25 protein-coding genes are annotated in these 23,798 nt (G+C 78.5%); 10 read left to right on the forward strand and 15 right to left on the reverse strand.

The features are described from left to right. Positions 1-1,885 precede the first annotated feature (1,885 nt). Positions 1,886-2,818: a DMT family transporter gene (locus tag D5H78_RS19405; protein ID WP_165865736.1), complete on the forward strand. Its 933-nt coding sequence runs from the start codon at positions 1,886-1,888 to the stop codon at positions 2,816-2,818. Between the two features lie 8 nt (positions 2,819-2,826). Further along, positions 2,827-4,002, forward strand: a complete 1,176-nt coding sequence (locus D5H78_RS13625; protein ID WP_218566601.1) for a glycosyltransferase 87 family protein — start codon at positions 2,827-2,829, stop codon at positions 4,000-4,002. On the opposite strand, the gene D5H78_RS13630 is transcribed toward D5H78_RS13625, so the two are convergent. The 4 genes from D5H78_RS13630 to D5H78_RS13645 form a co-directional block, all read right to left on the reverse strand. Next, on the reverse strand, positions 3,971-4,579 hold the full coding sequence (locus D5H78_RS13630) for a TMEM165/GDT1 family protein (RefSeq protein WP_119951026.1): 609 nt from the start codon (positions 4,577-4,579) through the stop codon (positions 3,971-3,973). The genes D5H78_RS13625 and D5H78_RS13630 overlap by 32 nt on opposite strands. A gap of 33 nt (positions 4,580-4,612) precedes the next feature. Further along, entirely contained in the window at positions 4,613-5,776 is a 1,164-nt protein-coding gene (larC, locus tag D5H78_RS13635) for a nickel pincer cofactor biosynthesis protein LarC (RefSeq protein WP_119951027.1), read from the reverse strand. After that, a complete protein-coding gene (gene larB, locus D5H78_RS13640) occupies positions 5,773-6,534 on the reverse strand; it encodes a nickel pincer cofactor biosynthesis protein LarB (RefSeq protein ID WP_119951028.1) in 762 nt (253 codons plus the stop codon). The genes larC and larB overlap by 4 nt, the downstream gene beginning before the upstream one ends. A 120-nt stretch (positions 6,535-6,654) precedes the next feature. Beyond that, positions 6,655-7,812 carry a metallophosphoesterase family protein gene (locus D5H78_RS13645; protein WP_218566602.1) on the reverse strand — a complete coding sequence of 386 codons (1,158 nt, stop codon included), beginning with the start codon at positions 7,810-7,812 and terminating at the stop codon, positions 6,655-6,657. Positions 7,813-7,949: 137 nt separating this feature from the next. On the opposite strand from D5H78_RS13645, the gene pheA reads away from it, so the two are divergent. Next, on the forward strand, positions 7,950-8,885 hold the full coding sequence (gene pheA, locus D5H78_RS13650) for a prephenate dehydratase (protein ID WP_119951030.1): 936 nt from the start codon (positions 7,950-7,952) through the stop codon (positions 8,883-8,885). Here pheA and D5H78_RS13655 read toward each other — a convergent pair. Further along, entirely contained in the window at positions 8,882-9,718 is an 837-nt protein-coding gene (locus D5H78_RS13655; protein ID WP_119951031.1) for an alpha/beta fold hydrolase, read from the reverse strand. The two genes, pheA and D5H78_RS13655, sit on opposite strands and share 4 nt — an antisense overlap. Beyond that, a complete protein-coding gene (locus D5H78_RS13660; protein ID WP_119951032.1) occupies positions 9,715-10,233 on the reverse strand; it encodes a MarR family winged helix-turn-helix transcriptional regulator in 519 nt (172 codons plus the stop codon). Before D5H78_RS13660 ends, D5H78_RS13655 begins: the two co-directional genes overlap by 4 nt. A gap of 57 nt (positions 10,234-10,290) precedes the next feature. On the opposite strand from D5H78_RS13660, the gene D5H78_RS13665 reads away from it, so the two are divergent. Further along, positions 10,291-10,683 carry a VOC family protein gene (locus tag D5H78_RS13665; RefSeq protein WP_119951033.1) on the forward strand — a complete coding sequence of 131 codons (393 nt, stop codon included), beginning with the start codon at positions 10,291-10,293 and terminating at the stop codon, positions 10,681-10,683. 12 nt (positions 10,684-10,695) lie between these two features. Here D5H78_RS13665 and D5H78_RS13670 read toward each other — a convergent pair whose 3' ends face one another. From D5H78_RS13670 to gap, 5 genes are all read right to left on the reverse strand, one after another. Next, positions 10,696-11,553 (reverse strand): ABC transporter permease, encoded by an 858-nt coding sequence (locus tag D5H78_RS13670; protein WP_119951034.1) that lies wholly within the window; start codon positions 11,551-11,553, stop codon positions 10,696-10,698. Continuing rightward, on the reverse strand, positions 11,550-12,536 hold the full coding sequence (locus tag D5H78_RS13675) for an ABC transporter ATP-binding protein (RefSeq protein ID WP_119951035.1): 987 nt from the start codon (positions 12,534-12,536) through the stop codon (positions 11,550-11,552). Before D5H78_RS13675 ends, D5H78_RS13670 begins: the two co-directional genes overlap by 4 nt. Before the next feature lie 2 nt (positions 12,537-12,538). After that, positions 12,539-13,663: a hypothetical protein gene (locus D5H78_RS13680; RefSeq protein ID WP_119951036.1), complete on the reverse strand. Its 1,125-nt coding sequence runs from the start codon at positions 13,661-13,663 to the stop codon at positions 12,539-12,541. Then, the gene (locus D5H78_RS13685; RefSeq protein WP_119951143.1) at positions 13,647-14,168 is read right to left on the reverse strand and encodes a sigma-70 family RNA polymerase sigma factor; all 522 of its coding nucleotides are present in this window, start codon (positions 14,166-14,168) and stop codon (positions 13,647-13,649) included. The genes D5H78_RS13680 and D5H78_RS13685 overlap by 17 nt, the downstream gene beginning before the upstream one ends. Positions 14,169-14,414: 246 nt before the next feature. Then, positions 14,415-15,413: a type I glyceraldehyde-3-phosphate dehydrogenase gene (gap, locus tag D5H78_RS13690; RefSeq protein ID WP_119951037.1), complete on the reverse strand. Its 999-nt coding sequence runs from the start codon at positions 15,411-15,413 to the stop codon at positions 14,415-14,417. 78 nt (positions 15,414-15,491) lie between these two features. Between gap and D5H78_RS13695 the strand changes: the two genes are divergently transcribed. The 5 genes from D5H78_RS13695 to D5H78_RS13715 all read left to right on the forward strand — a co-directional run bounded on the left by D5H78_RS13695 (position 15,492) and on the right by D5H78_RS13715 (position 19,552). Next, positions 15,492-16,055 (forward strand): TetR/AcrR family transcriptional regulator, encoded by a 564-nt coding sequence (locus D5H78_RS13695; protein WP_119951038.1) that lies wholly within the window; start codon positions 15,492-15,494, stop codon positions 16,053-16,055. A gap of 73 nt (positions 16,056-16,128) precedes the next feature. Continuing rightward, on the forward strand, positions 16,129-16,836 hold the full coding sequence (locus D5H78_RS13700; protein ID WP_218566603.1) for a response regulator transcription factor: 708 nt from the start codon (positions 16,129-16,131) through the stop codon (positions 16,834-16,836). Continuing rightward, positions 16,829-17,830, forward strand: a complete 1,002-nt coding sequence (locus tag D5H78_RS13705; protein ID WP_119951039.1) for a HAMP domain-containing sensor histidine kinase — start codon at positions 16,829-16,831, stop codon at positions 17,828-17,830. Before D5H78_RS13700 ends, D5H78_RS13705 begins: the two co-directional genes overlap by 8 nt. After that, entirely contained in the window at positions 17,827-18,963 is a 1,137-nt protein-coding gene (locus D5H78_RS13710) for an FAD-dependent oxidoreductase (RefSeq protein WP_218566604.1), read from the forward strand. Before D5H78_RS13705 ends, D5H78_RS13710 begins: the two co-directional genes overlap by 4 nt. Before the next feature lie 49 nt (positions 18,964-19,012). After that, positions 19,013-19,552 carry a hypothetical protein gene (locus D5H78_RS13715; protein ID WP_119951040.1) on the forward strand — a complete coding sequence of 180 codons (540 nt, stop codon included), beginning with the start codon at positions 19,013-19,015 and terminating at the stop codon, positions 19,550-19,552. A gap of 12 nt (positions 19,553-19,564) precedes the next feature. Here the strand turns inward: D5H78_RS13715 and D5H78_RS13720 are convergent, their stop codons facing one another. Together D5H78_RS13720 and D5H78_RS13725 are read right to left on the reverse strand one after the other, a co-directional pair. Then, positions 19,565-20,887: an alpha-amylase family glycosyl hydrolase gene (locus D5H78_RS13720; protein ID WP_119951041.1), complete on the reverse strand. Its 1,323-nt coding sequence runs from the start codon at positions 20,885-20,887 to the stop codon at positions 19,565-19,567. A gap of 117 nt (positions 20,888-21,004) precedes the next feature. Then, positions 21,005-21,628, reverse strand: a complete 624-nt coding sequence (locus D5H78_RS13725) for a class I SAM-dependent methyltransferase (protein ID WP_119951042.1) — start codon at positions 21,626-21,628, stop codon at positions 21,005-21,007. A gap of 90 nt (positions 21,629-21,718) precedes the next feature. Between D5H78_RS13725 and D5H78_RS13730 the strand changes: the two genes are divergently transcribed. Beyond that, complete coding sequence (locus D5H78_RS13730; RefSeq protein WP_119951043.1) at positions 21,719-22,321, forward strand: methyltransferase domain-containing protein; 603 nt, start codon at positions 21,719-21,721, stop codon at positions 22,319-22,321. 21 nt (positions 22,322-22,342) lie between these two features. Here D5H78_RS13730 and D5H78_RS13735 read toward each other — a convergent pair whose 3' ends face one another. Together D5H78_RS13735 and D5H78_RS13740 are read right to left on the reverse strand one after the other, a co-directional pair. Continuing rightward, positions 22,343-23,302 (reverse strand): squalene cyclase, encoded by a 960-nt coding sequence (locus tag D5H78_RS13735; RefSeq protein WP_119951044.1) that lies wholly within the window; start codon positions 23,300-23,302, stop codon positions 22,343-22,345. 52 nt (positions 23,303-23,354) lie between these two features. Beyond that, on the reverse strand, positions 23,355-23,708 hold the full coding sequence (locus D5H78_RS13740) for a hypothetical protein (RefSeq protein WP_133412064.1): 354 nt from the start codon (positions 23,706-23,708) through the stop codon (positions 23,355-23,357). Between the last annotated feature and the right edge of the window lie 90 nt (positions 23,709-23,798).

Below are 23,798 nucleotides of genomic sequence, written 5' to 3' on the forward strand. Positions count from 1 at the left end.
CGCCGCCGAAGTCGGCCCCCCGCACGCCGATCACCGGCACGGCGACGAGCCCGGCCGCGACCGCGACGAGCCCCGCCTCGCTCCGCCGGCCGCGGCGCACCAGCGGCTGCGCGACGACGGCGGTGGCGATGGTGCTCGCCGCGGCGAAGAGCGCGAACGGGACGTTGCCGAAGCCGTAGAACCGCCCGGCCACGAGCGGCGAGTAGCCCATGAGCGAGCTCAGCTGCAGCTGCGACCCGGTGACGATGTCGGCGCCGAGCACGACCGCGGTGACGACGGCGACGAAGCCCATCGGCCCCACGACCGAGCGCCGCCACGGCCCGAGCAGCGCCGCGGCGGTGAGCACCGCCATCCAGCCGAGCACGGCGGCCACGAGGACGACGACGGGGTGGTCCTGGCGCCACCACGGCACGGTCTGGGCGAGGAAGGTCGCCACCGGCATGGCGCCGAAGGCCAGCGCGGCGGCGCGGGTGCCGCGCAGCACCGTCCCGCGGTCCGCGGCCCACCGCCGGCGCAGGGCGACCGCCGCGCCGCCGTACAGGACGATCTGGCTGCCGACGAGGACGGTGAAGTACGGCCCCCGCGCCGCGTCGGCGACCTGCGCCGCGGTGTCGAGGTCGCGCAGCTCGTCGACGGCCTCCGCGGGCGGCGGGCGGTCCCCGGCGGGGCGCACCTCCTGCCCCACCGCCGCGGTCGGCTGCGGCACCCCGAGCTGCTGGAGCAGCGTGGGCAGCACGTCGGTGAGCTGCGCCAGGCCGAGCCGGCGGGTCGAGGTGGTGGTGAGCCAGGCGTCCTCGTACGGCCCCCCGGACGCGACCAGGACCGACAGGTGCGGGTCGGCCGGGGCGGCGTCGCCGGGACCGGCGACGAGGACCACGGCGTCCTCGGGGGCCGCGTCGAGGACCTCCGCGAGCCGGGCGTCGGCGGCGGCCGCCTGCTCCGCGCGCGGCGGCACCGGCCCGGGCCCGAGGAGCCCGGGCTCGACGACCGCGCCCGCGTCGACGACGGTGAGCGGGCACGCCGTGAGGTCGCCGGTGGCGAGCGCGGCGTCGCCGGGGAGCCACCGGCCGACCCGGCCCCGCTGGTCGGCGAGGGCGAGGGCGGCGCCGTCCCCGACGGCGGTGGCGCACGTGCCGGTCGCGGCCAGGCGCTGCGCGAGCAGGCCGACCACGGCGCCGTAGTCGTCCGCCCGCGCCCGCTCGACGAGCGCCGGCACGCCGGGGACGACCGCTCCGCCGCCAGGCTCCGGCGCGGGCTCGGGCACCGGCGCGCAGGCGGGGGGCGGGCCCGGGTCGGGGGCGTCGGGCGCGGGGTCCTCCGGCGCCTCGGGGGCGGGCACGGCGACGCGCTGCCCCGCCCCGACCACGAGCCAGCCGTCCGCGGGGCAGGTCACCGGGCCGCGCACCGACTTCACCGACAGCGCGGCGACGGCGCCCTCGCCCGCCAGCCGCCACAGGGCGGGGGTGGTCGCCGCGTCGACGTCCTCCCAGCGCAGCCCGGGCACGCCCACGAGCACGACGGGGCGCGGGCCGGTCGCGCCGGGGGCCGGGCTCGCCGGCCCGGGCGTCGCGGGGGCGGGCGTCGCGGGGGCGGGGCCGGCGGGGGGCGTGGACGCGGCGGCGCCGCCGGCCAGGAGCGGCAGGGCGAGCAGCGCGACGAGCCCGGCGAGCACCGCGGCGAGCAGGGGAGGGAGCACCGCGGCGAGCACGGGGGCGAGCACGGCGGGCACCGCGGCGAGGGTCCGGCGCAGCGCTTCCACCCGCCCCAGGCTAGGCGGCGCGCGGGGTCGGGCGCCGCGGGCGCCCCGCGCTGCGCCCCGCGGCGCCCGTCGGGGAGGATCGGGCGCGGGCCGGGCCGTCGCCCCCGGCCCGGGAGGGGTGGGCGCGTGCGCACGAGGACCGCCGGGGCCGGGGGCGCCCTGCTCGTCACGGCCGGCGCGGTGCTCTGGGGCACCGACGCGCTCTTCCGCAGCGACCCGGCGCGCGAGCTCGACGCGGCGACGGTCGTGCTCTGGGAGCACGTGGTGCTCGTCGCCGTGACGGGCGCCGCGCTGCCGGGGGCGGTCGCGGTGCTGCGCCGCGCGGGCTGGCGCGCCGTGCTCGCGGTCGCCGTCATCGGCGTCGGCGCCTCCGCGGTGGCGACGCTGCTCTTCACCCAGGCGTTCCGCGACGACCTCGTCACGCCCGTCCTGCTGCAGAAGGCGCAGCCCCTCGTGGCCGTGCTCGCCGCGTGGCTGCTGCTCGGCGAGCGGCCAGGGCGGGCGTACGGGCCCTTCCTGCTCGCCGGCCTGGCCGGGGCCTGGCTCATCGCCTTCCGCGACCCGCTCGACGTGAGCGTGGCCGAGGCCCGCCCCGCGCTGCTCGGCCTCGGCGCGGCGGTGCTGTGGGCGCTCGGCACGGTCCTCGGGCGCTACCTCGCGCCGTCCTTCGCGCCCCGCCAGCTCACGGCGCTGCGCTTCGCGGGCGGCCTCGTCGGGGCGGCGGCCATGGCGGCGCTGCTCGGCGCGGACCTCGCGGTGCGCGCCGACCAGGCCCCGACCATCGCGGCGCTGGCGCTCGTGCCGGGCCTGCTCGCCCTGCTCCTCTACTACCGGGGGCTGCGCACGACGCCGGCGATGGTGGCGACGCTGTGCGAGCTGGCGTTCCCGCTGACGGCGGCGCTGGTCCCCGTCCTCTTCCTCGGCGCCGACCCGCTGAGCGGCACGCAGGTGCTGGGCGTGGCGCTCGCCGCCGCGGTCGTGGTGGGCCTGTCGGTGGCGGGAGCCCGACCGCGGACCCGCGTCGTGGAGGCCCCGCCGCGCACGCCGGTGCCGGCCTGAGGCTCGCGGTGCGCCGGGCCCTGCCGCACCTCGTCGGGGCGCTGCTGCTCGCCGCCCTGGCCTGGGCGCCGGTGCGCGCGGCGCTGCTGGCGCCGTGGTGGGAGCGCCTGGTGGACCTGCGGGTCTACCGCGAGGCGGGGCAGTCGCTGCTCGCGGGGGAGCCGCTCTACGAGCACCTGACGCCGGTGCCCGACCTGCTGCCGTTCACGTACCCGCCGGTGGCGGCCCTCGGCGCGCTGCCGCTGGCCCTGCTCCCCGCGGGGGTCGTCGACGTCGCCTGGACGCTCGGGCAGGTCGCCCTGCTCGTGCTCGTGGTGCACCTGGCCTGGGCCCCGCTGCTCGCGCGGGCGGGGCGGTGGCGGCCCGCGGCGCTCGGCGCGCTCGCGGGGGCCGCCTGCCGGCTGCAGCCGGTCGAGGACGGGCTGGCCTTCGGGCAGGTCGGGGTGCTGCTCGTCGCCCTGTGCCTCGCCGACCACCGGCGCCGGCGCCCCGGGGCGCTCGTCGGCGCGGCGACCGCCCTCAAGCTCACCCCGGGCGTCTTCCTCGTGCACCTGTGGGTCGCCGGCCGACGCCGCGCCGCGCTGACGGCGCTCGCCACCGCGGCGGCGCTGACCGTGCTCGCCGCCCTCGCGCTGCCCGAGGCGTCCTGGGACTACTGGACCCGGGCGCTGCTCGACAGCGACCGGCTCGGCGCCAACGCGGGGACCTCCAACCAGGCGCTGCGGGGGGTGCTCCTGCGCCTCGGCCCGGGCGGCGCCGCCGGCACCGCCCTCTGGCTGGCCGCCGTGGCGGCGGTGGCCTGGTACGGCTTCCGCGCCGCGGCCCGCGCCGCCCGTGCCGGTGACGAGGTGCGGGCGGTCGCGCTCGTCGGGCTGCTCTCGGTGCTGCTCAGCCCGGTGGCCTGGATCCACCACCTGGCCTGGGTCGTCGTCGCGCTCGGCGCGCTGGCGGGGGACGGGCGCTCGTGGCGCCGGGTCGCGGCCGCGGCGGCCGCCGCGGCGCTCTTCGCGCTGCCCCTGCCCTGGACCGGCGTCGCGGTGCTGGTCGGCGACGGGCCGCAGTGGTGGGGGCGGCTGCTGCAGCAGGCGTACTGCCTGGGCGCGCTCGCGCTGCTCGTGGTGCTCGGGCAGCGGGGCCGCGACCGGCGGCGGCTCAGAGCGCGCCGGCCGCTTCCAGCCCCGTGACGGCGGCGAGGACGAGGCAGACGCCGGCGGCGACCCGGCGGATGGTGGAGAGCCGGACCCGCGCGAGCAGCGCGCGCCCGAGCAGCACGGCGATGCCGGCGATGGTGACGAGCGCGAGCCAGGCCCCGGCGAAGACGCTGACCGGGTCGCCGTAGCGGGCCGCGAGCCCCGCGGTGAGCAACTGGGACAGGTCCCCCCACTCGGCGAGGAAGAGGACGAGGAAGCTCGCCCCGGCCGCGCGCAGCCCGCCGGCGCGCGCGGGCCCGCGCCCGGCGAACTCCTCCTCCGCCTCGGCCTCGTCCTCGTCGGCGCTGCCGGCGGTGCGCCACAGCAGCACCGCGCCGGCGAGGAACAGCAGCGCGGCCGCGGCGATGACGGGCCGCTGCGGCAGCAGCGAGAGCAGGCCGCCGGCGGTCACGGCGATGACCGTCTGCACGAGGAAGGCCGCCGAGACCCCGATCCACACCGGCAGGGCCGGGTAGCGCGTGGACAGCACGAGGGTCGCGACCATCGTCTTGTCGGGGAGCTCGACGGGGAGCAGGAGGGCGAACGCGGTCGCCGCGACGAGGAGGTCCATCGCGGCCCATCCTCCCCGACGCCCCCGCCGCGATCATGCGCGGGCGGCGGCCGCGGCCTCCTCGAGCACCGCGCGCTCGGCCCGGCCGAGCGCCCGCGCGGCGGCGGCGACGTCCTCCCACTCCGGCTGCGCGGTGACGACCGCGCCGTGGAGGAGGCCGAGCTTGACCCGGACGCGCTCCCCGCCCACCCGCACCTCGCGGAAGGCCCGCTCGAGCGCGTGCTTGGCGACCCGCTGCTCGCGCAGCCCGAGGGTGGTGGTGCCGGTGAACACCGCGCGCCGGCAAGCGGCGGCGCGCTCGGGGGCGCACAGGACCGAGAGCGTGTGCGCCGGCCGGCCCTTCTTCATGAGCACCGGGGTGAGCCACGCGTCCGACGCGCCCGCGGCGAGCAGCGCGGCGAGCACCCCGGGCCACAGCCGGGGGTCGAGGTCGTCGACGTTCGTCTCGAGCAGCACCGCGTACGGGGTCCCGTCCCCCTCCTCGAGGGGCGTCCCCAGCACCGCGCGCAGCGCGTTGGGACGCCCCGGCAGGTCGCGGCCGCCCGCCCCGGTGCCGACGGCGGCGACCACGAGCGGGGGCATGGGGCCCCAGCCGGTGACGTGCTCGGCGAGCAGCGCGGCCCCGGTGGGGGTGCACAGCTCCACGTCGACCGGCCCGCCGTGGGCGGGCACCGCGCCGTCGGCGAGGAGGCGCAGCACCGCGGGTCCGGGCACGGGCAGGACGCCGTGCGCCGCCCGCACGGTGCCGCCGCCCAGGGCCACGGGCGTGCTGCGGACCTCGGCGCCCAGGGCGTGCAGCCCCCAGCAGGCGCCGACGACGTCGACGAGCGCGTCGACGGCGCCGACCTCGTGGAAGTGCACCTCCTCCGGGGCGGTGCCGTGCACGGCGGCCTCGGCCCGGGCGAGGCGGCCGAAGACCGCGGCGGCGCGGTCGCGCACCGGCCCCGGCAGGTCCGCTGCGTCGAGCAGGGCGATCACGTCGGCGAGCCGGCGGTGCGGCTGGTCGGGGCCGGGGCGGACGTGGACGCGGGTCGCCCGCAGACCCGCCCGGTCCACCGGCTCGGCGGCCACCTCGACGTCGACGCCGAGGGCCGCGACCAGCGCCGCGAGGTCGAGCGCGCCGAGGTCGTGCAGCGCGCCGAGCAGCATGTCGCCGCTCGCGCCGCTGCCGGCGTCGAGCCAGAGCAGCCGGCTCACCCGGCCGCCCGCCGGGCGACGCGCGCGGCGAAGAGGCCGGCGCCGAAGCCGTTGTCGATGTTGCACACGACCACGCCCGGCGCGCACGAGCTGAGCATCCCGAGCAGCGCGGCGAGGCCGCCGAAGGCGGCGCCGTACCCGACGCTGGTGGGCACCGCCACCACCGGCACCCCGGTCAGCCCGCCGACGACGCTGGGCAGCGCGCCCTCCATGCCGGCCACGACGACGAGGCAGTCGGCGGCGTCGAGCTCGTCGCGGACGGCGAGCAGCCGGTGCAGCCCGGCCACGCCGACGTCGTCGACCCGGCGCACCCCGGCGCCGGACACCCGCGCGACGAGGGCGGCCTCCGCGGCGACCGGCGCGTCGGTCGTGCCCGCGGCCACCACGACGACCGAGCCCCGCGGCGCGGGCAGGTCGCCGAGCGCCGCGCAGCGGGCCTGGGCGTCGAGCAGCGCCCCCGGGTGCGCGGCGGCGACGGCAGCCAGGGCTTCGGCGTCGAGGCGGGTGGCGAGGGCCGGCCGGTCCGGGTGGGCCGCGCGGAGCCGGCCCAGGATCTCGACCACCTGCGCGGGGGACTTGCCCTCGCCGTACACGACCTCGGGGTCGCCGGTGCGCAGCGCCCGGTGCGTGTCGAGGCGGGCGTAGCCGAGGTCGTCGACGCCGGCCAGCGGCGCGGCCAGCCGCCGGAGCGCGGCGTCGACGTCGACGCCCCCGGCGGCGACCTCCGCGAGCAGGGCCCGCACGTGCTCCCGGTCCATGGCTGGCACGCTAGTGCGCGGGCCGCCGTCCGGGCGCCCCGGGACGAGGGGGTGCCGGGCGACCCGGCCCGCGCCGCACCCCCTCCTCCCGCGGTGGTCGTGCGCGCAGGGCCCCGGTGCTCACCAGCCCCGGGGCAGCGGCAGCGGGTCGGCGCTCTGGTCGTCGGCGGCGAGGTCGATGCCGAGGTCGGCGGCGAACACGTTCCGCGTACCCGCGACGAGCCCGTCGAGGCGCTCGTCGAGGTCGAGCACCCGCGCCCCGCGCAGCCGGTTGCGCTCCTCGCCGCCGAGGCCGTACGTCCCGAACCCGGTGCCGGGGCCGTAGCCGAGGAGGATGCCGTAGTAGTCGCCGACGTACGTGTTGACGTGGTCGTGGCCGCAGAGGACCGCCCTGACGTCGCCGCGGTGCTGCAGGGCGGCGTACATGCCGGAGTTGAAGGGCCCGGGGCACTCGTCCTCGTTGCGCTCGCCGACGATGCCGTGCTTGGCGACCGCGCGCGCGTGGTCCGCCCCGGTGCGGCTGTCCGGGCTGGCGAACCACATGTGCCGGTGCTCCCACAGCGGGATGTGGCAGTAGAGGACGCCGGGCACGGGGCCGCCGTGGCGGCGCTCCAGGGCCTGCGACTGCTCGAGGTACCAGCGCACCTGGTCCGCCCGGATCCAGTCCCACGTCGGGTAGCCCTCGAAGTCCTGGCCGGCGATCTGCTCCGGGGCGTAGCGCCCGCTGTCCACGAGCCACACGGCGGCGGCGGGGCGCCCGCCGCGCGAGCCCTGCACGAGGACGACGCCGTTGCCGGTGCCCGTGACGCCGCTCGCGCCCTTCGGGTTGACGTTCCAGCGGTAGCGGCGGAAGAAGCGCAGCATCTCGGCCTCGTCGACGCCCGCCTGCTCCAGCGAGTCCTCGTCGTGGTTGCCGAAGGTCGCGGCCCACGGGATGCGGCGCTGCTCCATCTGCTGCACGACGTTGTTGAGCGCCTGCTGCACCTCGCGGCGGTCCGTCGGCCCGCCGGTGATGTTGTCGCCCACGAGGACGACGAGGTCGGGCTGCTCCTGGTCGAGCACCCGGCCCATGAGCTCGAGGGTGCGCCGGTCCGTGCGCTGGTCGTCCTGGGTGTCGTTGAACTGGACGATCCGGAAGCGCCCGTCGCGGCCGAAGCGCAGCCGCGGGTCCGGCGCGGCGGCCGCTGCCGGGGCGGCGGCGCCCGGCGCCGCCGCCTGCCCGACCCCCGCCAGCGCGAGGGCACCGGCCCCCGCCTTCAGCGCGCTCCTGCGGTCCACGCCCTGTCCCTGCACGTCCGGCTCCTCGTCGTCGCTGCCTGCGGTCGTGCGTACGCTCGCGGTCCCGCGTGAGGGCCGCGTGGCCCCCCGGGTGCCGGTGCGTGAACGCCGGGCACCGCGCTGCCTACGCTGTGCGCGTGCCTGGGACCCCGACCGCCCGCTACGCCTACTTCGGCCCGGAGGGCACGTTCACCGAGCAGGCGCTCCGCACGCTGCCCGCGGCGGGCCGCGCGGTCCTCGAGCCGCTGCCGACCATCACCGCAGCGCTCGACGCGGTGCGCGCGGGCGACGCCGACGCGGCGATGGTGCCCATCGAGAACAGCGTCGAGGGGGCGGTGTCGACGACCCTCGACGCGCTCGCCACGGGCGACCCGCTCATGGTCCTGCGCGAGGTGCTCCTGCCGGTGCGGTTCGTGCTGTGCGCCCGGAGCGGGACAGCGCTTGCCGACGTCCGTACGGTGGCGAGCCACCCGCACGCGCTGGCCCAGTGCCGGGGGTGGATGTCGGCGACGCTGCCGCAGGCCGACGTCGTGCCGGCGGCCTCGACGGCGGCAGCGGCGCAGGCCGTCGCGCAGGACGCGGCCTTCGACGCCGCGATCTCCTCGCCGCTGGCGGCCGACCGGTACGCCCTCGAGGTGCTGGCCGACGGCATCGGCGACGTGCGCGACGCGGTGACCCGCTTCGTGCTCGTCGGCCGCCCGGGCGGCGCGCCCCTCCCCACGGGGCACGACCGCACCACCGTCGTCGCGTACATCGCCGACGACCACCCCGGCGCGCTCCTCGAGGTCCTCACGGAGTTCGCCGTGCGCGGGGTGAACCTCACCCGGATCGAGTCGCGCCCGACGGGGGAGCGGCTCGGCCGCTACTGCTTCTCCATCGACGCGGAGGGCCACGTGGACGACGCCCGGGTCGGCGAGGCGCTCATGGGCCTGCGCCGCGTCTGCGCGGACGTGCGCTTCCTCGGGTCGTACCCGCGGGCCGACGCCGCGCGCCCGGGCACCGCGCCGGACGACGCCGGGTTCCGCGACGCGCAGGCGTGGCTGGCGCGGGTGCGGGAGGGACGCACCACCTAGGCGCCGGTCGCGGCGTCGGGCGCGTCGAGGAAGGCCGTCACGGCGTCGAGCACCATCGCGGTGCGGCCGAGGCCCGTGAAGTGGGTCGTCCCCGGGAAGACGGCCAGCTGCGAGGCGGGGACCCCCACGAAGTCGCCGTTGACGTCCCCGCCGCGCAGGCGCAGGAAGCGGACCGCGTGCTCCAGGGTGACCATGTCGCAGTCGCCCACGGTGATGAGCGTGGGGGCCGCGATGCCCCGAACGTCCTCGTCGGACCACCCGGGGAAGCCCTCGTCGAACGCCCCGAGCTTGTCCAGCAGGTCCTGCAGGCGCCCGGGGTCCGGCGCCTTGCGCCGGTACTCCTGCTCCATCGGCGTGCCGGCGATCATGTCGACGGTCATGGCGCCGACCGCCTCGGCGTTCTCGGGGCGGTCCCCGTCCGGGTGGTACGAGACCGACGACACGACGAGCCGGCGGACGAGCTGCGGCTGCTCGATCGCCAGGCGCAGCGCGACCGCGCCCCCGACGCTGAACCCGAAGAGGTCGACCTGCCCGATGCCGAGGTGCTCGAGCACCCCGACGACGTCGGACGCCAGGCCGGCGCTGGTGAGGGGCCGGTCGACGTCGCCGGTGCGCCCGTGCCCCTGCAGGTCGACGGCCACCACGCGGCGGCCCCCGGAGAGCCCGGGCAGCAGCGCGCCGAACTGCAGGTCGATGTCGAACAGCCCGCCGTGCAGGAGGAGCAGCGGCGTGCCGCCGGAGCCGTGGAGCTCGTAGTAGACCCGCAGGTCGCCGACCGGCGCGTAGCCGGTCTCCGGGGCCGTGGCCGTCGTGCTGCCGGTCTGCTCGCTCATCGCTGCTCCTCGTCGCCAGGGGTCGGTACCCCCGGCAGACCGCGGTCGGTGCCCGCGCTCATCGGTCCGGGTGCTCCCGCCAGCGCGGCGGCGCAGGCCGCGAGGTCGTCGCGGAGGCGGCGCTGCCGGTCCCCGTCGAGCGGGGCGAGCATGCGCCGCTCGACCGAGCGCACCGCGGTGCTCGCCGCGAGGAGCAGCTCCTCGCCGCGCGGCGTGAGCCGGGTGGGCAGGGCGCGCCCGTGCGGCGCCGCCGCGGGGCGCGTGACGAGGCCGCGCTCCTGCAGCCCCCGCAGCACGCCGTTCATTGCCTGCCGGGTGACGAAGGTGGCGCGCGCGAGCTCGGCGTTGGACAGCCCGGGCCGCTGCGCGAGCACCTCGAGGCACGAGTACTGGGGCACGCTGAGCTCGAGCGGGCGCAGCACCGCGTCCATCCCCGAGCGCAGCGCGACGGCGGCCTGCTTGAGGGCGTACCCCACCGACGCGTCGACCGGCCCGACCGTCTCCGCTTGACCCATGTCAAGATCCTGACACATACTCCGGATGTCAACGTCCTGACATCAAGGAGCAGCACCGTGACCGTCACCGGACCCGACTTCATCGCCCTGCAGGTGCGCGACGTGGAGCGCGCGGCGGCGTTCTACGAGACCCGCCTCGGCCTGCGCCGCGCCCCCGCGAGCCCGCCCGGCGCCGTCGTCTTCGCCACGACCCCCGTGCCGATGGCCGTGCGCGAGCCCCTGCCGGGCGTGGACCTCGACGCCGCGACCCCGCGCCCGGGGCTCGGCGTCGCGCTGTGGCTGGCGAGCGACGACGCGCAGGGCCTGCACGAAGCCCTCGTCGCGGCCGGCGTGCCCGTCCCGGTCCCGCCGGCCGACGGTCCCTTCGGGCGGGCGTTCACCCTCACCGACCCCGACGGGTACGCCGTCACGGTCCACCAGGCGCAGCCCCCGGGCGCACCCGGGCGCTGACGGTCGCGCGGCTCACAGGTCCCTGCGCTGGAACGACAGCGCCGCGAGCCCCCACACCATCGCCACCCAGGCAGCGGCCCACAGCAGGTACGCGGTCGTCAGCGGCGCCTGGCTCAGGAACGGGAACCCGTCGAGGGCGGGCCCGAACTGCGCCAGGGCGGTGGGGTCCTGCAGGGCGTGCATGGCGCCGCGCCACAGCCCGTCGGTCGGCAGGAGCATCCGCGAGACCGTGCCGACCCGCTCGACCCCCTCGTTGCCGAGCGCCTGCCCGATGCCACCGACCACGCCGGCGACCCAGGCCGCGCCGAAGAGGCCGACGGCCACGACGCCCGAGGCCATGGGGGACACGACGGTCGACAGCAGCACGCCCAGCGTCAGCAGCACCGTCGTCTGCCCCGCCAGCAGCAGCAGGGCCTCCGCGGGCTCGGGCGGCCAGTAGTCCACCGTGGCCCGCACGACCAGGCACTGGGCGAGCCCGGCCAGCACGACGAAGCCGGTGCCGAAGGCGACCAGGCCGAGCTGCTTGCCGAGGAGCACGGCGCCCCGCCGCACCGGCCGGGCCAGCACCGCCAGCGCGACGCCCGACTCCGTCTCCCCGGAGACCGTGGGACCGGCCAGGAAAGCGGTGCCCAGCGCGGCGACGAGGCTGAGGCCGAACATGACGAGGTTGAGCAGCTGCGAGGCCACGAGGCGGGTCTGGCCGCTGGTCAGGCCGCCGGCGTCGACCTCCGCGCCGAGCCGGGAGAAGCCCCACCCGCTCAGCGCCAGCAGCGCCACGGTGAGCACGGCGAGCGCCAGCAGGACGCGGCGCCGGGTGGCCTCGCGCAGGGTGAGGGCGGCGACGGTGAGGACGGTGCGCGTCGTGCTCACGAGGGGCTCCCGTGGTCGGCGGACTGCCCGGCCCGGAGGATGCCCAGCAGGCGCTCCTCGAGGGTGATCCGCGCCGGCTCGACGGCGTGGACCCGCGCGCCGAGGGCGGCGAGGTCCCGTACGAGGTCGGGCACGGCCCCCTCGTCGTGGTCGGCGGGGAGGGCGAGGACGTACCAGTCGCCCTCCCGCTCCACGGGGCCGGCGGCGGCCAGCCGGGCCGCGGCCGCCGCCGGGACGTCGGTGAGGTGCAGGCGCAGCTCGCGCTGGCCGAGGAGCTCGGCGAGCGTGCCCGCCGCGGCGACCCGGCCGCGGTCGAGGATGACGACCCGGTCGCAGACCCGCTCCACCTCGCCGATGAGGTGCGAGTTGAGCAGCACGGCCACCCCCTGCGCGCGCAGCGCCAGCACGACGTCGCGCACGTCGGCGCGCCCGAGCGGGTCCAGGGCGCTCGTCGGCTCGTCGAGCACGACGAGCTCGGGCCGCGCGACGAGCGCGACCGCCAGGCCGAGGCGCTGCTGCATCCCCTTCGAGAAGCCGCCCAGGCGGTCGTGCGCGCGCCCGGCCAGGCCGACGGTCGCCAGCCGCTCGCGCTGCTCGGCCTCGGGCACCGCCAGCCCGGCGAGGCGCACGTGCAGCGCGAGGACCTCGGCCGGGGTGAGCCAGGGCTGGTAGCGGAAGAGCTCGGGCAGGTAGCCCACGCGGGCCCTCGCCGCCGGCTCGGCGGTGGGCCGGCCCAGCAGCAGCGCCTCGCCGCCGTCGGGGTGCACGAGGCCGAGCAGCATCTTGATGACGGACGTCTTGCCGGCGCCGTTCGGCCCGAGCAGCCCGACCACCTCGCCGCGGCCGACGGTGAACGAGACGTCGGCGACGGCGGTGCGGCGCCCGTACCGCTTGCGCAGGCCCGAGCACCAGACGGCCGGGGCGGGGGGCAGGTCGGCGACGAGGCGCGCGGCGCCCTCGCGCAGGGCGGGGTCGGTGGCCACGGTCAGCGCAGCCCCCGCGCCACGGCGAGCACCTCGTCGGCGTCCAGCGCGCCGGCCACCGCGGTGAGCACGCCGTCCTGCACCCAGACGACCGCGGCCAGGGCGCGGTCGCGGGTCTCCAGGACCGTCGCGGGCGCCCCGGCGACCTCCGCCGTCGTCGTGGTGACGGCGTCGGCGGGCACGGGCAGCGGCAGGGTCGTGCCGTCGGCGGTGAAGCCGCGCAGCTGCGCGGCCAGGTCGGCGGGCAGCCCGGGCAGCCCGAGCAGGTAGTCGCGCACCTGCTCGAACGGCACGCCGTCGGAGTACGCGGTGGGCGCGACGGCGCGCCCCACGAGCAGGCTGGGCACGCCGGACGGCTGGCTCCACACGGCGGCGACGCCGGGCCCCGCGTCGAGGCGCACGCTGGTGCCGTCGAGCCCGGGCGGTACGGGCGGCAGGTCGGCCCCCGTCGCTGCGGCGGCCCGCGCGGCGCGGTCCGCGGAGAAGGTGAACGTGGCGCTGGCCTCGCCGCCGGCCTGCCACTCCGGCTGGCCGCCGACGCCCGGCGGCAGCACCGTCGCCTCGGGCACGTCGAGCCCGGTCTCCTCCGCGGCCGCGGCCGCGCTCGCCACCCGGTGCACCTGCGGCTGGGAGGTGGAGCGCACCTCCCCGTACGCCGTGAGGTCCGGCAGCTCGACGAGGTCCTCGGTGCCGAGCGCGACCGGGACGACCTGCTCGGTGCGGAAGACCTGCAGCCAGTCGTTCGCCGCCGCCGTGCCGGCGCCCGCGAGGGCCAGGGCGAACGCCGCCGCCGCCACCGCCGGGCGGCGCAGCGCCCCGCGCAGCGGGGCCCGTCGCGGCGCCCCGCGCAGCGGGGCCCGTCGCGGCGCGCGCCCGGGCTCCGGCGCGGCCCCCGCGCCCGCCTGCGCGGCGGCGGCCGCCGCGAGGCGGTCCCACGCGGCGCCGTCGTCCTGCCCGTGGTCGGTGGGGACGCGCAGCGCCGCCCCGGCGCGGTCGGCGTCCGCACGGACGGCGGCGAGCCGGTCCAGGCAGCGCTCGCAGCCCGCGACGTGCGCGCGCTCGGGGTCGGGGACCCCGGCGGGCTCGTCGAGGAGCCGTCGCAGCAGGCCGTCAGGGGTGTGGTGCATCGTCGTCCATCTCCTCGCGCAGTCGTGACTCGGCGCGCCGCACCGTGGTGCCGACGCTGCCGGGGGACAGGTCCAGGGCCGCCGCCACCTCGGCGTAGCTGAGGCCGCTGTGCCGGAGCACCAGGGCGACGGCCTGCGGGCGGGGCAGCCGGGCCAGCGCCGCGCGGACGCGGCGGCGCTCCTCGCGCTCCAGCACCGTGTCGGCGACGTCCGGCACGGGCGGCGCCGCCGGCCCGGCCGCGCGCTCCTCGCGGCTCGCGCGGCGGCGGCCCGAGCGGAGCAGGTTCAGCGCGGTGTGGGCGGCGGCCACGCAGAGCCAGCCGCCGGCCCCCGCCGCCGGGACCGTGGAGCGGGCGAAGGAGAGGAAGACCTCCTGCGCCACGTCCTCGGCCTCGTCGCGCCGGCCGAGCACGCGGGCGGCGACCGCGACGACCCGGCGGTAGTCGCGCCGGAAGACCTCCTCGAGGTCGGGGCGCACGCCGGCGTGCTGCGGTGCCACCGCCACGCGCTCCCCCTCCCGCGTCCCACCCGCCGGCCGGCGGCCCGCCGCCGGGGGCGGCAGGACCGCCACCCGTACGGCGCTCGGCTCCTCGTGCAGCTCCACGACCGTCCAGCACCGCCGCGGCGCCGGATGTGACGGCGACCGTCCCGGCCGCCGGGCCCGCGGCGAGTCTGCCCTCGCCGCGGGCGCGGCGGGCCGGTGCGGCGGGAGCCTCCGCAGGATCTCCGCACGACCTCCGCGGGGAGCGCGTCAGAGGTGCTGCCCCATGAGCTCGACGACGTCGACGAGCCGGTTCGAGAAGCCCCACTCGTTGTCGTACCAGCCCAGGACCTTGACGGTCCGCCCGCTGACGGCGGTCAGGGGCGCGTCGAAGACGGCCGAGGCCGGGCTGCCCACGATGTCGCTGGAGACGATCGGCGCCTCGCTGTAGGCCAGGACCCCCCGCAGCTCGCCCTCGGAGGCGGTCCGGAAGGCCGCGGTGACCTCCTCCGCCGTGGTCTGGCGGGACGTCGTCACCGTGAGGTCGGTGATGGAGCCGACGAGCACCGGGACGCGCAGCGCGAAGCCGCTCAGCCTGCCGTCGAGCGCCGGCAGGACCCGCCCGATCGCCGTGGCGGCGCCGCTGGTGGTGGGGACGATGTTGTGCGCCGCGGCACGTGCGCGCCGCAGGTCGCCGTGCGGGCCGTCCTGCAGGTTCTGGTCCTGCGTGTAGGCGTGGACGGTCGTCATGAGGCCGCTGTCGATGCCCGCGAGGTCGTGCAGCACCTTCGCCAGCGGGGCGAGGGAGCCCGTCGTGCACGACGCCGCGGAGACGACGTGGTGCCGCGCCGGGTCGTACTGCGCGGAGTTGATGCCGTACGCGACCGTGAGGTCCTCGCCCCGGGCCGGGGCCGAGACGAGCACCTTGCGCGCACCCGCGTCGAGGTGGGCCCGCGCGCGGGAGGCGTCGGTGAACGCGCCGGTCGACTCCACCACGACGTCGACCGCGAGCTCGCGCCAGGGCAGTGCCCCCGGGTCGCGGGTCGAGAGCACCCGGAGCTCCCGCCCGCCGACCGCCAGCGCGCCGTCCGCGACGGCGACGGGGACGTCGAGCACGCCGGCGGCGGTGTCGTACGTCAGGAGGTGGGCCAGGGTCGCGGGCGGGGCCAGGTCGTTGACGGCCACGACCTCGAAGGGGGCGTCCCGGCGCAGGCTCGCGCGCAGGAAGCTGCGCCCGATCCGGCCGAACCCGTTGATGGCGACGCGCACGTCGGTCTCCTCTGCTCTCGGTGGTGGCGGCACTGTACCTACTAGTACGTACGCCTGTCGCGCACGTACCCTCGGCACGTGGACGACGCGAGGACGCGGCTCATCGAGAGCACCCGGGAGCTCCTGTGGGAGCGCGGCTACACCGGCACCAGCCCCAGGGCGATCCAGGAGCGGGCGGGGGTGGGCCAGGGCAGCATGTACCACCACTTCGCCGGCAAGGCCGACCTCGCGCGGGCCGCCATCCGCAGCACGGCGCAGGAGATGGTGCCGCGCTCGCGGGCGCACCTCGAGGGCCCGGGGACGCCGCTGGAGCGGCTGCGGGCGTACCTGCGGGCCGAGCGCGACGCGCTCCGCGGCTGCCGCGTCGGCCGGCTCGTGCAGGACGCCGAGGTCGTCGCCGACGCGTCCCTGCGCGAGCCCATCGACGAGGTGTTCTCGGGGACGCTGCAGCGGCTCGCCGCGGTGCTGCGCGAGGGCCAGGCGGCCGGCGAGGTGCGCGCCGACGTCGACGCCGGGCAGGTCGCGGCGGCGCTGCTCTCGGTGCTGCAGGGCGCCTACGTCCTGGCGCGCGCGCACCAGGACCCGGCGCGGTTCACGGCCGCGGTGGAGGGGGTCCTCGCGCTCGTCGCCGCCCCCCGCTGAGCGCGGCGCACCCGCACACGACCTCCACATCCCGTCCCCACCGGCCCCGCACCCGCCGACCTACGCTCGCCGCGTGCCCCAGCCACCCCTGGTCCTGCTCGTCGAGGACGAGCCGACCCTCGCCTCCGCCGTGGCCGCCCGGCTCTCCGCCGAGGGCCTCGCGGTGCGGGTCGTGCACGACGGCCCCGCGGCGCTCGAGGCCGCCGCGGCCGCGCCGCCGGACCTCGTCGTGCTCGACCTCATGCTGCCCGGGCTCGACGGGCTCGAGGTGTGCCGGCGGCTGCAGGCCCGGCGCCCGGTCCCGGTGCTCATGCTCACGGCGCGCGGCGAGGAGGCCGACCGGGTCATCGGCCTCGGGGTCGGCGCCGACGACTACCTCACCAAGCCCTTCGGGATGCGCGAGCTCGTCGCCCGGGTCCGCGCGCTGCTGCGCCGGGTCGAGCGGGCGCGCGAGCTGGCCTCCGCCGGCCCGGCCGACGCGGCCCCGGAGCCGCTGGCGCTGGGTCCCCTGCGCGTGGACCGGGCCGCCCGGCGGGTGTCCCTCCAGGGGCGGGACGTGCACCTCACGCCGACCGAGTTCGACCTGCTCGTCTGCCTCGGCGAGCGGCCCGGCCGGGTGCTGACCCGGGAGCACCTGCTGGCCCGCGTGTGGGACTGGCCCGACGCCTCCGGCACGCGGGCGGTGGACAGCCACGTCAAGACGCTGCGCCGCAAGCTCGGCGCGGGCGTCATCCGCACGGTGCACGGCGTGGGGTACGCCCTGGAGGTGCCCGGTGAGTGACCTGCGCCCGCTCGACCGGCTGGGCTCGATCAAGGTCAAGCTGGGCCTGCTCGTGGCGGCCTCGTGCGCCGCGACCGCGTTCGCGACCTACTACGGCCTCGTCGTGCTGGGCTGGTGGCCGCGCTACACGCTCCCCGTCGCGGTGCTGCTCGCGCTCGCGGTGACGCAGCTGCTCGCGCACGGGATGACCTCGCCGCTGCGCGAGCTGACCGCGGCGGCGCGGGCCATGGCCCGCGGCGACCACGGCCGGCGGGTCGCCGCGACGAGCCGCGACGAGGTGGGGGAGGCGGCGCGCGCCTTCAACCGCATGGCCGAGGACCTCGAGGACGTGGACCGCCGTCGCCGCGAGCTCGTGGCCAACGTGAGCCACGAGCTCCGTACGCCCGTCGCGGCGCTGCAGGCGGTGCTCGAGAACGTCGTCGACGGGGTGACCCCCGCCGACCCCGCGGCGCTGGGCGCGGCGCTCGCGCAGGTGCAGCGGCTGGGGCTGCTCGTCGACGAGCTGCTCGACCTGTCCCGCGTCGACGCCGGGCAGGTCCCCCTGCGCCGGACCGAGGTGCCGCTCGCGGACCTGGTCGGGGCGGCGGTGGCGGAGGCCCGCCTGGCCGGGCGCGACGTCGCGTACGACGTGCGGGTCGACCCCCCGCACGCCACCGTGCGGGCCGACCCGGCGCGGCTGCACCAGGTGGTGGCCAACCTGCTGGACAACGCTTCCCGGCACAGTCCGGCCGGCGGCACGGTGGCCGTGCGGGCGTCGGTGCGGGACGGGTGCGCCCGGCTGTCCGTGCTGGACGAGGGACCGGGCATCCCGCGCCAGGAGCGGGAGCTGGTGTTCGAGCGCTTCACGCGCGGCGGAACCTCCGTCGCGCACGACGGCGGCACCGGGCTCGGGCTGGCCATCGCGCGCTGGGCCGTCGACCTGCACGGCGGGCGCATCGCCGTCGCCGACACCGAGCGCGGCTGCCGCATCGACGTCGAGGTGCCGGGCGCGTGAGGGGCGGGACCGGTGGGCGGGCCGAGGAGGTCGACGTGCTGGTCGTCGGCGCCGGGCTGGCGGGGCTGCGCACCGCCACGCTGCTCGCGGAGCGCGGCCACCACGTGCTGCTGGCCGAGCGGCGGCCCGCGCTGAGCGGTGCCGTGCGGACCACGGGCATCTTCGTGCGCCGCACGCTCGAGGACTTCCCGCTGCCGGAGGAGTGCCTGGGGCCACCGATCCGCCGGGTCGTGCTCTACCCGCCCGGGTTGCGCCGCCCGGTCGTGCTGGACAGCGACCGGGACGAGTTCCGCGTGGGCGACATGGCGCCGCTGTACGCCGCCACCGCCCGCGCCGCCCAGCGCGCCGGCGTGCGGCTGCTGCTCGGCAGGAGGTACGCCGGCCGCCGCGACGACGGCGCCTCCGTCCTCGACGGGCGCGACGGCCCGTCCGCCGTGCGGGCCCGGTACGTCGTCGGTGCGGACGGGGCGCGCTCCGGCGTCGCCCGCGACCTCGGGCTGGACCGCAACCGCCACCTGCTCGTCGGGGCCGAGGAGGTGTTCCGGGTGCCGCCGGGGGCGGGTCCTCCGACGTTCCACTGCGTCGTCGACCCCTCGCTGGCGCCGGGCTACCTCGCCTGGGTCGTCGACGACGGGCGGCACGCGCACGTCGGCGTCGCCGGGTACGGCAAGCGCTTCCCGGGAGGGCTGCGCCGCAGCCTCGACCGCTTCGCGGCCGCTCCGCCGGGGCTGGAGCGGGTGGTGCGGCCGGCGGACGTCGAGCGTCGCGGCGGCCCCATCCCGGTCGGCGGCCTGCTGCGTCGCATCGCCTCGCCGGACGGCCTGCTCGTGGGGGACGCGGCCGGTGCGGTCTCCCCGCTCACCGCCGGCGGGCTCGACCCCTGCCTGCGCCTGTCCGGGCACGCCGCCGACGTCCTCGACGACGCCCTCCACCACGGGCCCGCCGCGCTCGCCCGCTACGACGGCGCCACGCTGCGGGCGCGCTTCCGCGGCCGGCTCGCCCTGCGCCACGGCCTCGCCCAGGTCCGTACGCCCGCCCTTGCCTCCGCGGCCTTCTCCGTCCTGCGCACCCCGCCCGGCCGCGCCGCCGCGCGGCGGGTCCTCTTCGGGGACGGGTCGTTCCCCGACCCGTGACACGGGTGCGCGCGGGAACCGCGGGGAGGGGCGGCGCGTCCCAGCGCGCATGACCAGCAGCCGACGGTCCCTGCTCGTCCTCGGGGCGGTGCTCGTCGCGGGTGCCGCCCTGGCCCCGCCGGCCGTCGCGTCGTGCGCCGGCGAGGTGACGCTCGTCGGGCTCGCCGGCGCCCCCGAGGCGCTGCTGGTCCGCGTGGAGGAGCAGCGCGGGCCCCGGGCCCGGGTCACGGTGCAGCAGGTGTGGTCGGGCCCCGACCGCCCGCCGGAGGTCTGGGTCGTGACCGGTGAGACGGAGCGGGGGGTCTCCTCCTCGCTCGACGTGGAGCTGGTGGTGGGGCGGCTCTACGTCCTGGCAGTGCACGGGGACGCGTTGCGCACGAGCGCCTGCACCGCCCTGGCGGTCACGCTGGACGAGGCGCGCGCCGCGGCTCCGGCCGCGGCCCGCGCGCCGGTCCCGGGGAGCCGCGGCGCAGCCCCGCCGCCGCTGTCGCCCCTGGCGGTCCTGGGCCTCGCGGGCGGCGGTGCCGCGGCGGCCGTGGGCCTCGGGGCCCTCCTCGTGCAGGCCTGGCGCCGCCGCCCGGTGCGCTGACGGGGCGGGGCGTCAGCCTTGCAGCACCGCCCAGCCCCGCGGCGCCAGGTGCACCCGCCCGTCGGCGAGCCGCCCGTCGCCCGCGGCGAGGGAGCGGGCACCGGCCGCGGGCAGGGCGACCGGGCCGTCCTCGAGGCTGAGCGCCGTGACCACCGCTCCGCTGCCGGTGGCGGTGCGCAGGACGAGGCTGCGGTTGTCCAGGTGCACCACATCGGTGCGGGCGCGCACGAGCCAGGGGTTGCGGCGGCGCAGCGCGACCAGCTCCTGGTGCACGCGCAGGGTGCGCCGGGCGACGGGGTCCAGCGACCCCGGGTCGGGCGGGCTCGCGGGGAACTCGGGGCGGACCGCGTCGTCGCCGCCGATCCGCTGCTCCTTGACCCCCGTCCACGCGTACTCGTCACCGGCGTAGACGCTCGGGACCCCCGCCACGGTGAGCAGCACTGCCAGGGCGTGCGGTACGAGGTCCGGGCCCACGGCGGAGGCGATGCGGGTGACGTCGTGGTTGCCGACGAAGGTGGACGGCACGAAGGTGGCGAGCAGCGCGTCGTGCCGCTCCAGCGCGTGCGCCAGCTCGTAGAAGTTGCGCTCGGCGATCCCGTGCCAGATCCCCTGCCAGAGCTCGTACTGGGTGAGGGAGTCCATGGTCGAGGCGCGCACGATGCCCGCGGCGTCGCCGTGGATCACCTCGCCGGTGAACCAGGCGTCGGGGTGGGTGCGCCGCACCTCGGGCAGCACCCGCGCCCAGAAGGCGGGCGGCACCGCGTACGCGGCGTCGAGGCGCCAGCCGTCGGCCCCCCGGTCGAGCCAGTGCCGCATGACCCGGACGACGAGGTCGGCGACCTCCGGCGCGCCGTGGTCGAGCGCGACGAGCTGCTCGTGGCCCTCGAAGACCCGCGCCCGCACGGGGTCCCCCGGGCGCCAGCCGTCCCAGTCGACGTCGAACCAGCCCGCGGTCGGCGCGTCCGGGCCCTCGGCCTCGACACGGGCGAAGGCGGGGTGGGCGCGGCCGACGTGGTGGAAGACGCCGTCGAGGAGCACCCGTACGCCCCGCGCGTGCGCGGCGCCCAGGAGCCGGTCGAGGTCGCCCTCGTCGCCGAGGCGCGGGTCGACGCGGAAGTGGTCGACGGTGTCGTAGCCGTGCGTCTGCGACGCGAACACGGGGCCGAGCGCGAGGCCGTTGAGGCCCAGCCCGACGAGGTGGTCCAGCCACGGCTCCATGCGCCCCAGCCGGTGCACGACGGTCGTGGCCTCGTCCGCGTCCGGGCGGACCGGCGCCCCGGTGAACCCGAGGGGGTAGGCGTGCCACCACATCACGTGCTCGTGCCAGGACGTCATGCGGGCGCGGCCCCTTCTCGCGTGCTGCACCCGCCGCGGTCCGGGCGGGCGGCGCGGACCGCTCCGGACCGGCCCGGCGACCGTACCCGCCCCCGGGTCCGGCCCCGGCGCGGCCGGTCAGGGGAGCCGGCGCGCCCGCAGGACGACGTCGAGCACGTGGTGCGCGCCCGCCCCGCCGCTCACGCGGTGCGGGCGGCGCTCGTCGACGAGCACCTCCCAGCCCTTGCCGAGCAGCGGCGCGACGTCGTGCGGCAGCGCGTACTCCGAGGGGTCGAAGCCGCTGTCGCGCTCGCCCATCTGCTCCACGTCGTGGTGCACGACGAGGAGCGTCCCGCCGGGGGCGACGAGGTCGAGGAGCGTGCGCTCGGCCACCGCGCCGGGGGTCTTGCGCAGCACCGCGTAGCAGGCCGACACGAGGTCGAAGCCGCCCGCCGGCAGCCCCGCCTCGACGAGCCCGGCGTGCAGCCACGCGACGTCGACGCCCGCGTCCCGGCCGTGCTGCCGGGCGCGGTCGAGGGCGACCTGCGACACGTCGAGCGCCGTGACCCGCCAGCCGCGGCGGGCCAGCCAGACGGCGTCGGCGCCTTCGCCGCAGCCGACGTCGAGCGCCCGGCCCGGGGGCAGGCCCCCGGCCTCGGCGACGAGCGCCCCGTTGGGGTCCCCGCTCCACACCCGCTCGGCGCCGGCGTAGCGCTCGTCCCACTCGGCGGCGTCAGGGGTGCGGCTCCCGGTCAGGTCCATGGCGCCCAGCCTCGCCCCCGGCGGGCTCCGGCGCCAAGCGCCGTTGCCGGGCCGGCAAAGGCGTCAGACCCCGCCCCTACCTTCCGCGACGTGGAGCTGGAGACGGTGGTCGGGGCCTACGCGCGGGTCGCGGAGCTGTACGCGTCGCTGCTCGGCTCGGTGGAGCAGGTGCACCGCGACGACCTCGCCCTCGTCGAGCGCCACCTGGGGCACCTGCGGGGGCCGGTGCTCGACGTCGGCTGCGGGCCCGGCCACTGGACGGAGCACCTGCGCTCCCTCGGGGTCGACGCGAGCGGCGTCGACCCCGTCCCCCCGTTCGTCGAGCACGCCCGCGCCACGCACCCCCTGGGCCGCTACGACGTCGGCGCCCTGCCCGACCCCGGGCCGCGCGACGGCTCGCAGGCCGGGGTGCTGGCCTGGTACTCGCTGATCCACGTGGAGCCCGCCGGGCTGGAGCCGGCCCTCGCCGCCCTGCGGCGCCTGCTGCGCCCGGGCGGCACGCTCGTCCTGGGGTTCTTCGACGGCGAGCGCGTCGAGCCCTTCGAGCACCGGGTGGTCCGGGCCCACCGCTGGCCGGTCGACGAGGTGTCGCGCCGCCTCGCCGCCGCCGGCCTCGTCGAGGTCGAGCGGGCGCGGCGGCCCGCCGAGGAGGGGCACCGCCCGCACGCGGCCGTCGTGGCGCGGGCTGCCTGACCCGGGGGCCGGCACCTCGTGTCACCCCGGCGCCTGCCCGTCCCACCACGCCAGCACCCGCAGGGCGTGGAACGTCAGCCACCGCGACGGCTCCCCCGGTCCGGCGTCGACGTCGAACCACACCCGGCCCTCGTGCCGCAGCTGCTGGTGCCAGGTGCCGTCGGGGTCGCGCGCGGCCCGCACCAGCTCGACGGCCTCCGCCGCGCGCGGGTCGGGGTCGCGCCCGTCGTGCAGGGCCGCGGCACGGACGTGGTCCAGCGCGCGCAGCGCGCTGTAGTACCAGCGGTACGGGTACGCGACGTGGGTCGCCCACGGCGCGTGCACCTCGCCGGTGCTCAGCCGGCGCAGGAGGTCCCGGTCGAGCAGGTAGTCCTCGCCCCGGTGGCGCGCGGCCCGCAGCACCGCGGACCCCCCGGTGCGGACCTCGTGGTCGAGGAGCCCGTGCAGGACGTTGAGCGTGGAGTGGAACGACGAGCGCACCGAGCCGTCCACCCAGGCGCAGTTCCAGCCGCCGTCCTCCATCCGGTGGTCGACGAACCAGCGCTCCAGCCCGGACACGTCCGCCCCCAGCCACGCGCCGTTGGCCAGCGTCCACGCGTTGATGCAGGCGTCGACCTCCCCGCCCCAGTACGGCAGGTCGTCGTACTCCCAGCGCACCTGCGCCAGCAGGGCCGCGGTGCCGGGCCGCAGCGCGCCGGGCTCCACGCCCCATGCGCGCAGGTCGTTGAGCGACCACGTCGTCGCCGTCCACGGCTGCCCGGGCTCGTCCTCCCGCGCGTCCGCCGGGAAGTACGCGCCGCCGGCCCACCGGCCGTCCTCGTCCTGCAGGGCGAGCAGCCGCGCGCCGAAGCCCTCCTCGGCCACCCGCGCCCGCGTCGCCCGCCACACCTCCTCCGGCGCGCCCGCGAGGTCGCGCTCGACCTGCCACCGCAGGCTCGGGTCGGACGCGAGCAGCCAGCTGACCAGGTCCCCGTCGGCCATGCCCGGACGCTAGCCCGGTGTCGGCGGGGCGGGAAGGCCCGCACGCGGACGCTCAACCGTGGGCGGCCCCGTCGACGACCTCACGCCCGCCCAGCGGTGACGCGAGCGGTACCTCCAGCGAGCGGGGCAGCCCCAGGTCGTCGCACGCTCCCCGCTGCACCCGGCTCCGGACGGTGACGACCACCTGCTGCGGGCCCTCGTCGACCGCCGCGTCCCACTCCAGGTCGCACGGTCCGCCGATCCACTCGACCCGCAGGCGGTCCTCGGCCACGGGGACCGCCCGCTCCCAGGGCTCGGGGTGCCAGCTGCCGTGGCCCCACCACAGCAGGTAGGCGGTGAGGGCCGCGGCGGCGAGCACGAGGCCCAGCACCGGCAGGACGGCCCGGCGCAGGGGGTGTGCAAGCACCTCCGCAGCGTCCCGGCCGTTCGGCACCTGCGACCAGCACGGCTGTGCAACGATCCGGCTCGCGGAGCCGCGGGCTCGGCCGGGGGACGG

This window comes from Vallicoccus soli, from assembly GCF_003594885.1.
In the GTDB taxonomy this organism is placed as follows: domain Bacteria; phylum Actinomycetota; class Actinomycetes; order Motilibacterales; family Motilibacteraceae; genus Vallicoccus; species Vallicoccus soli.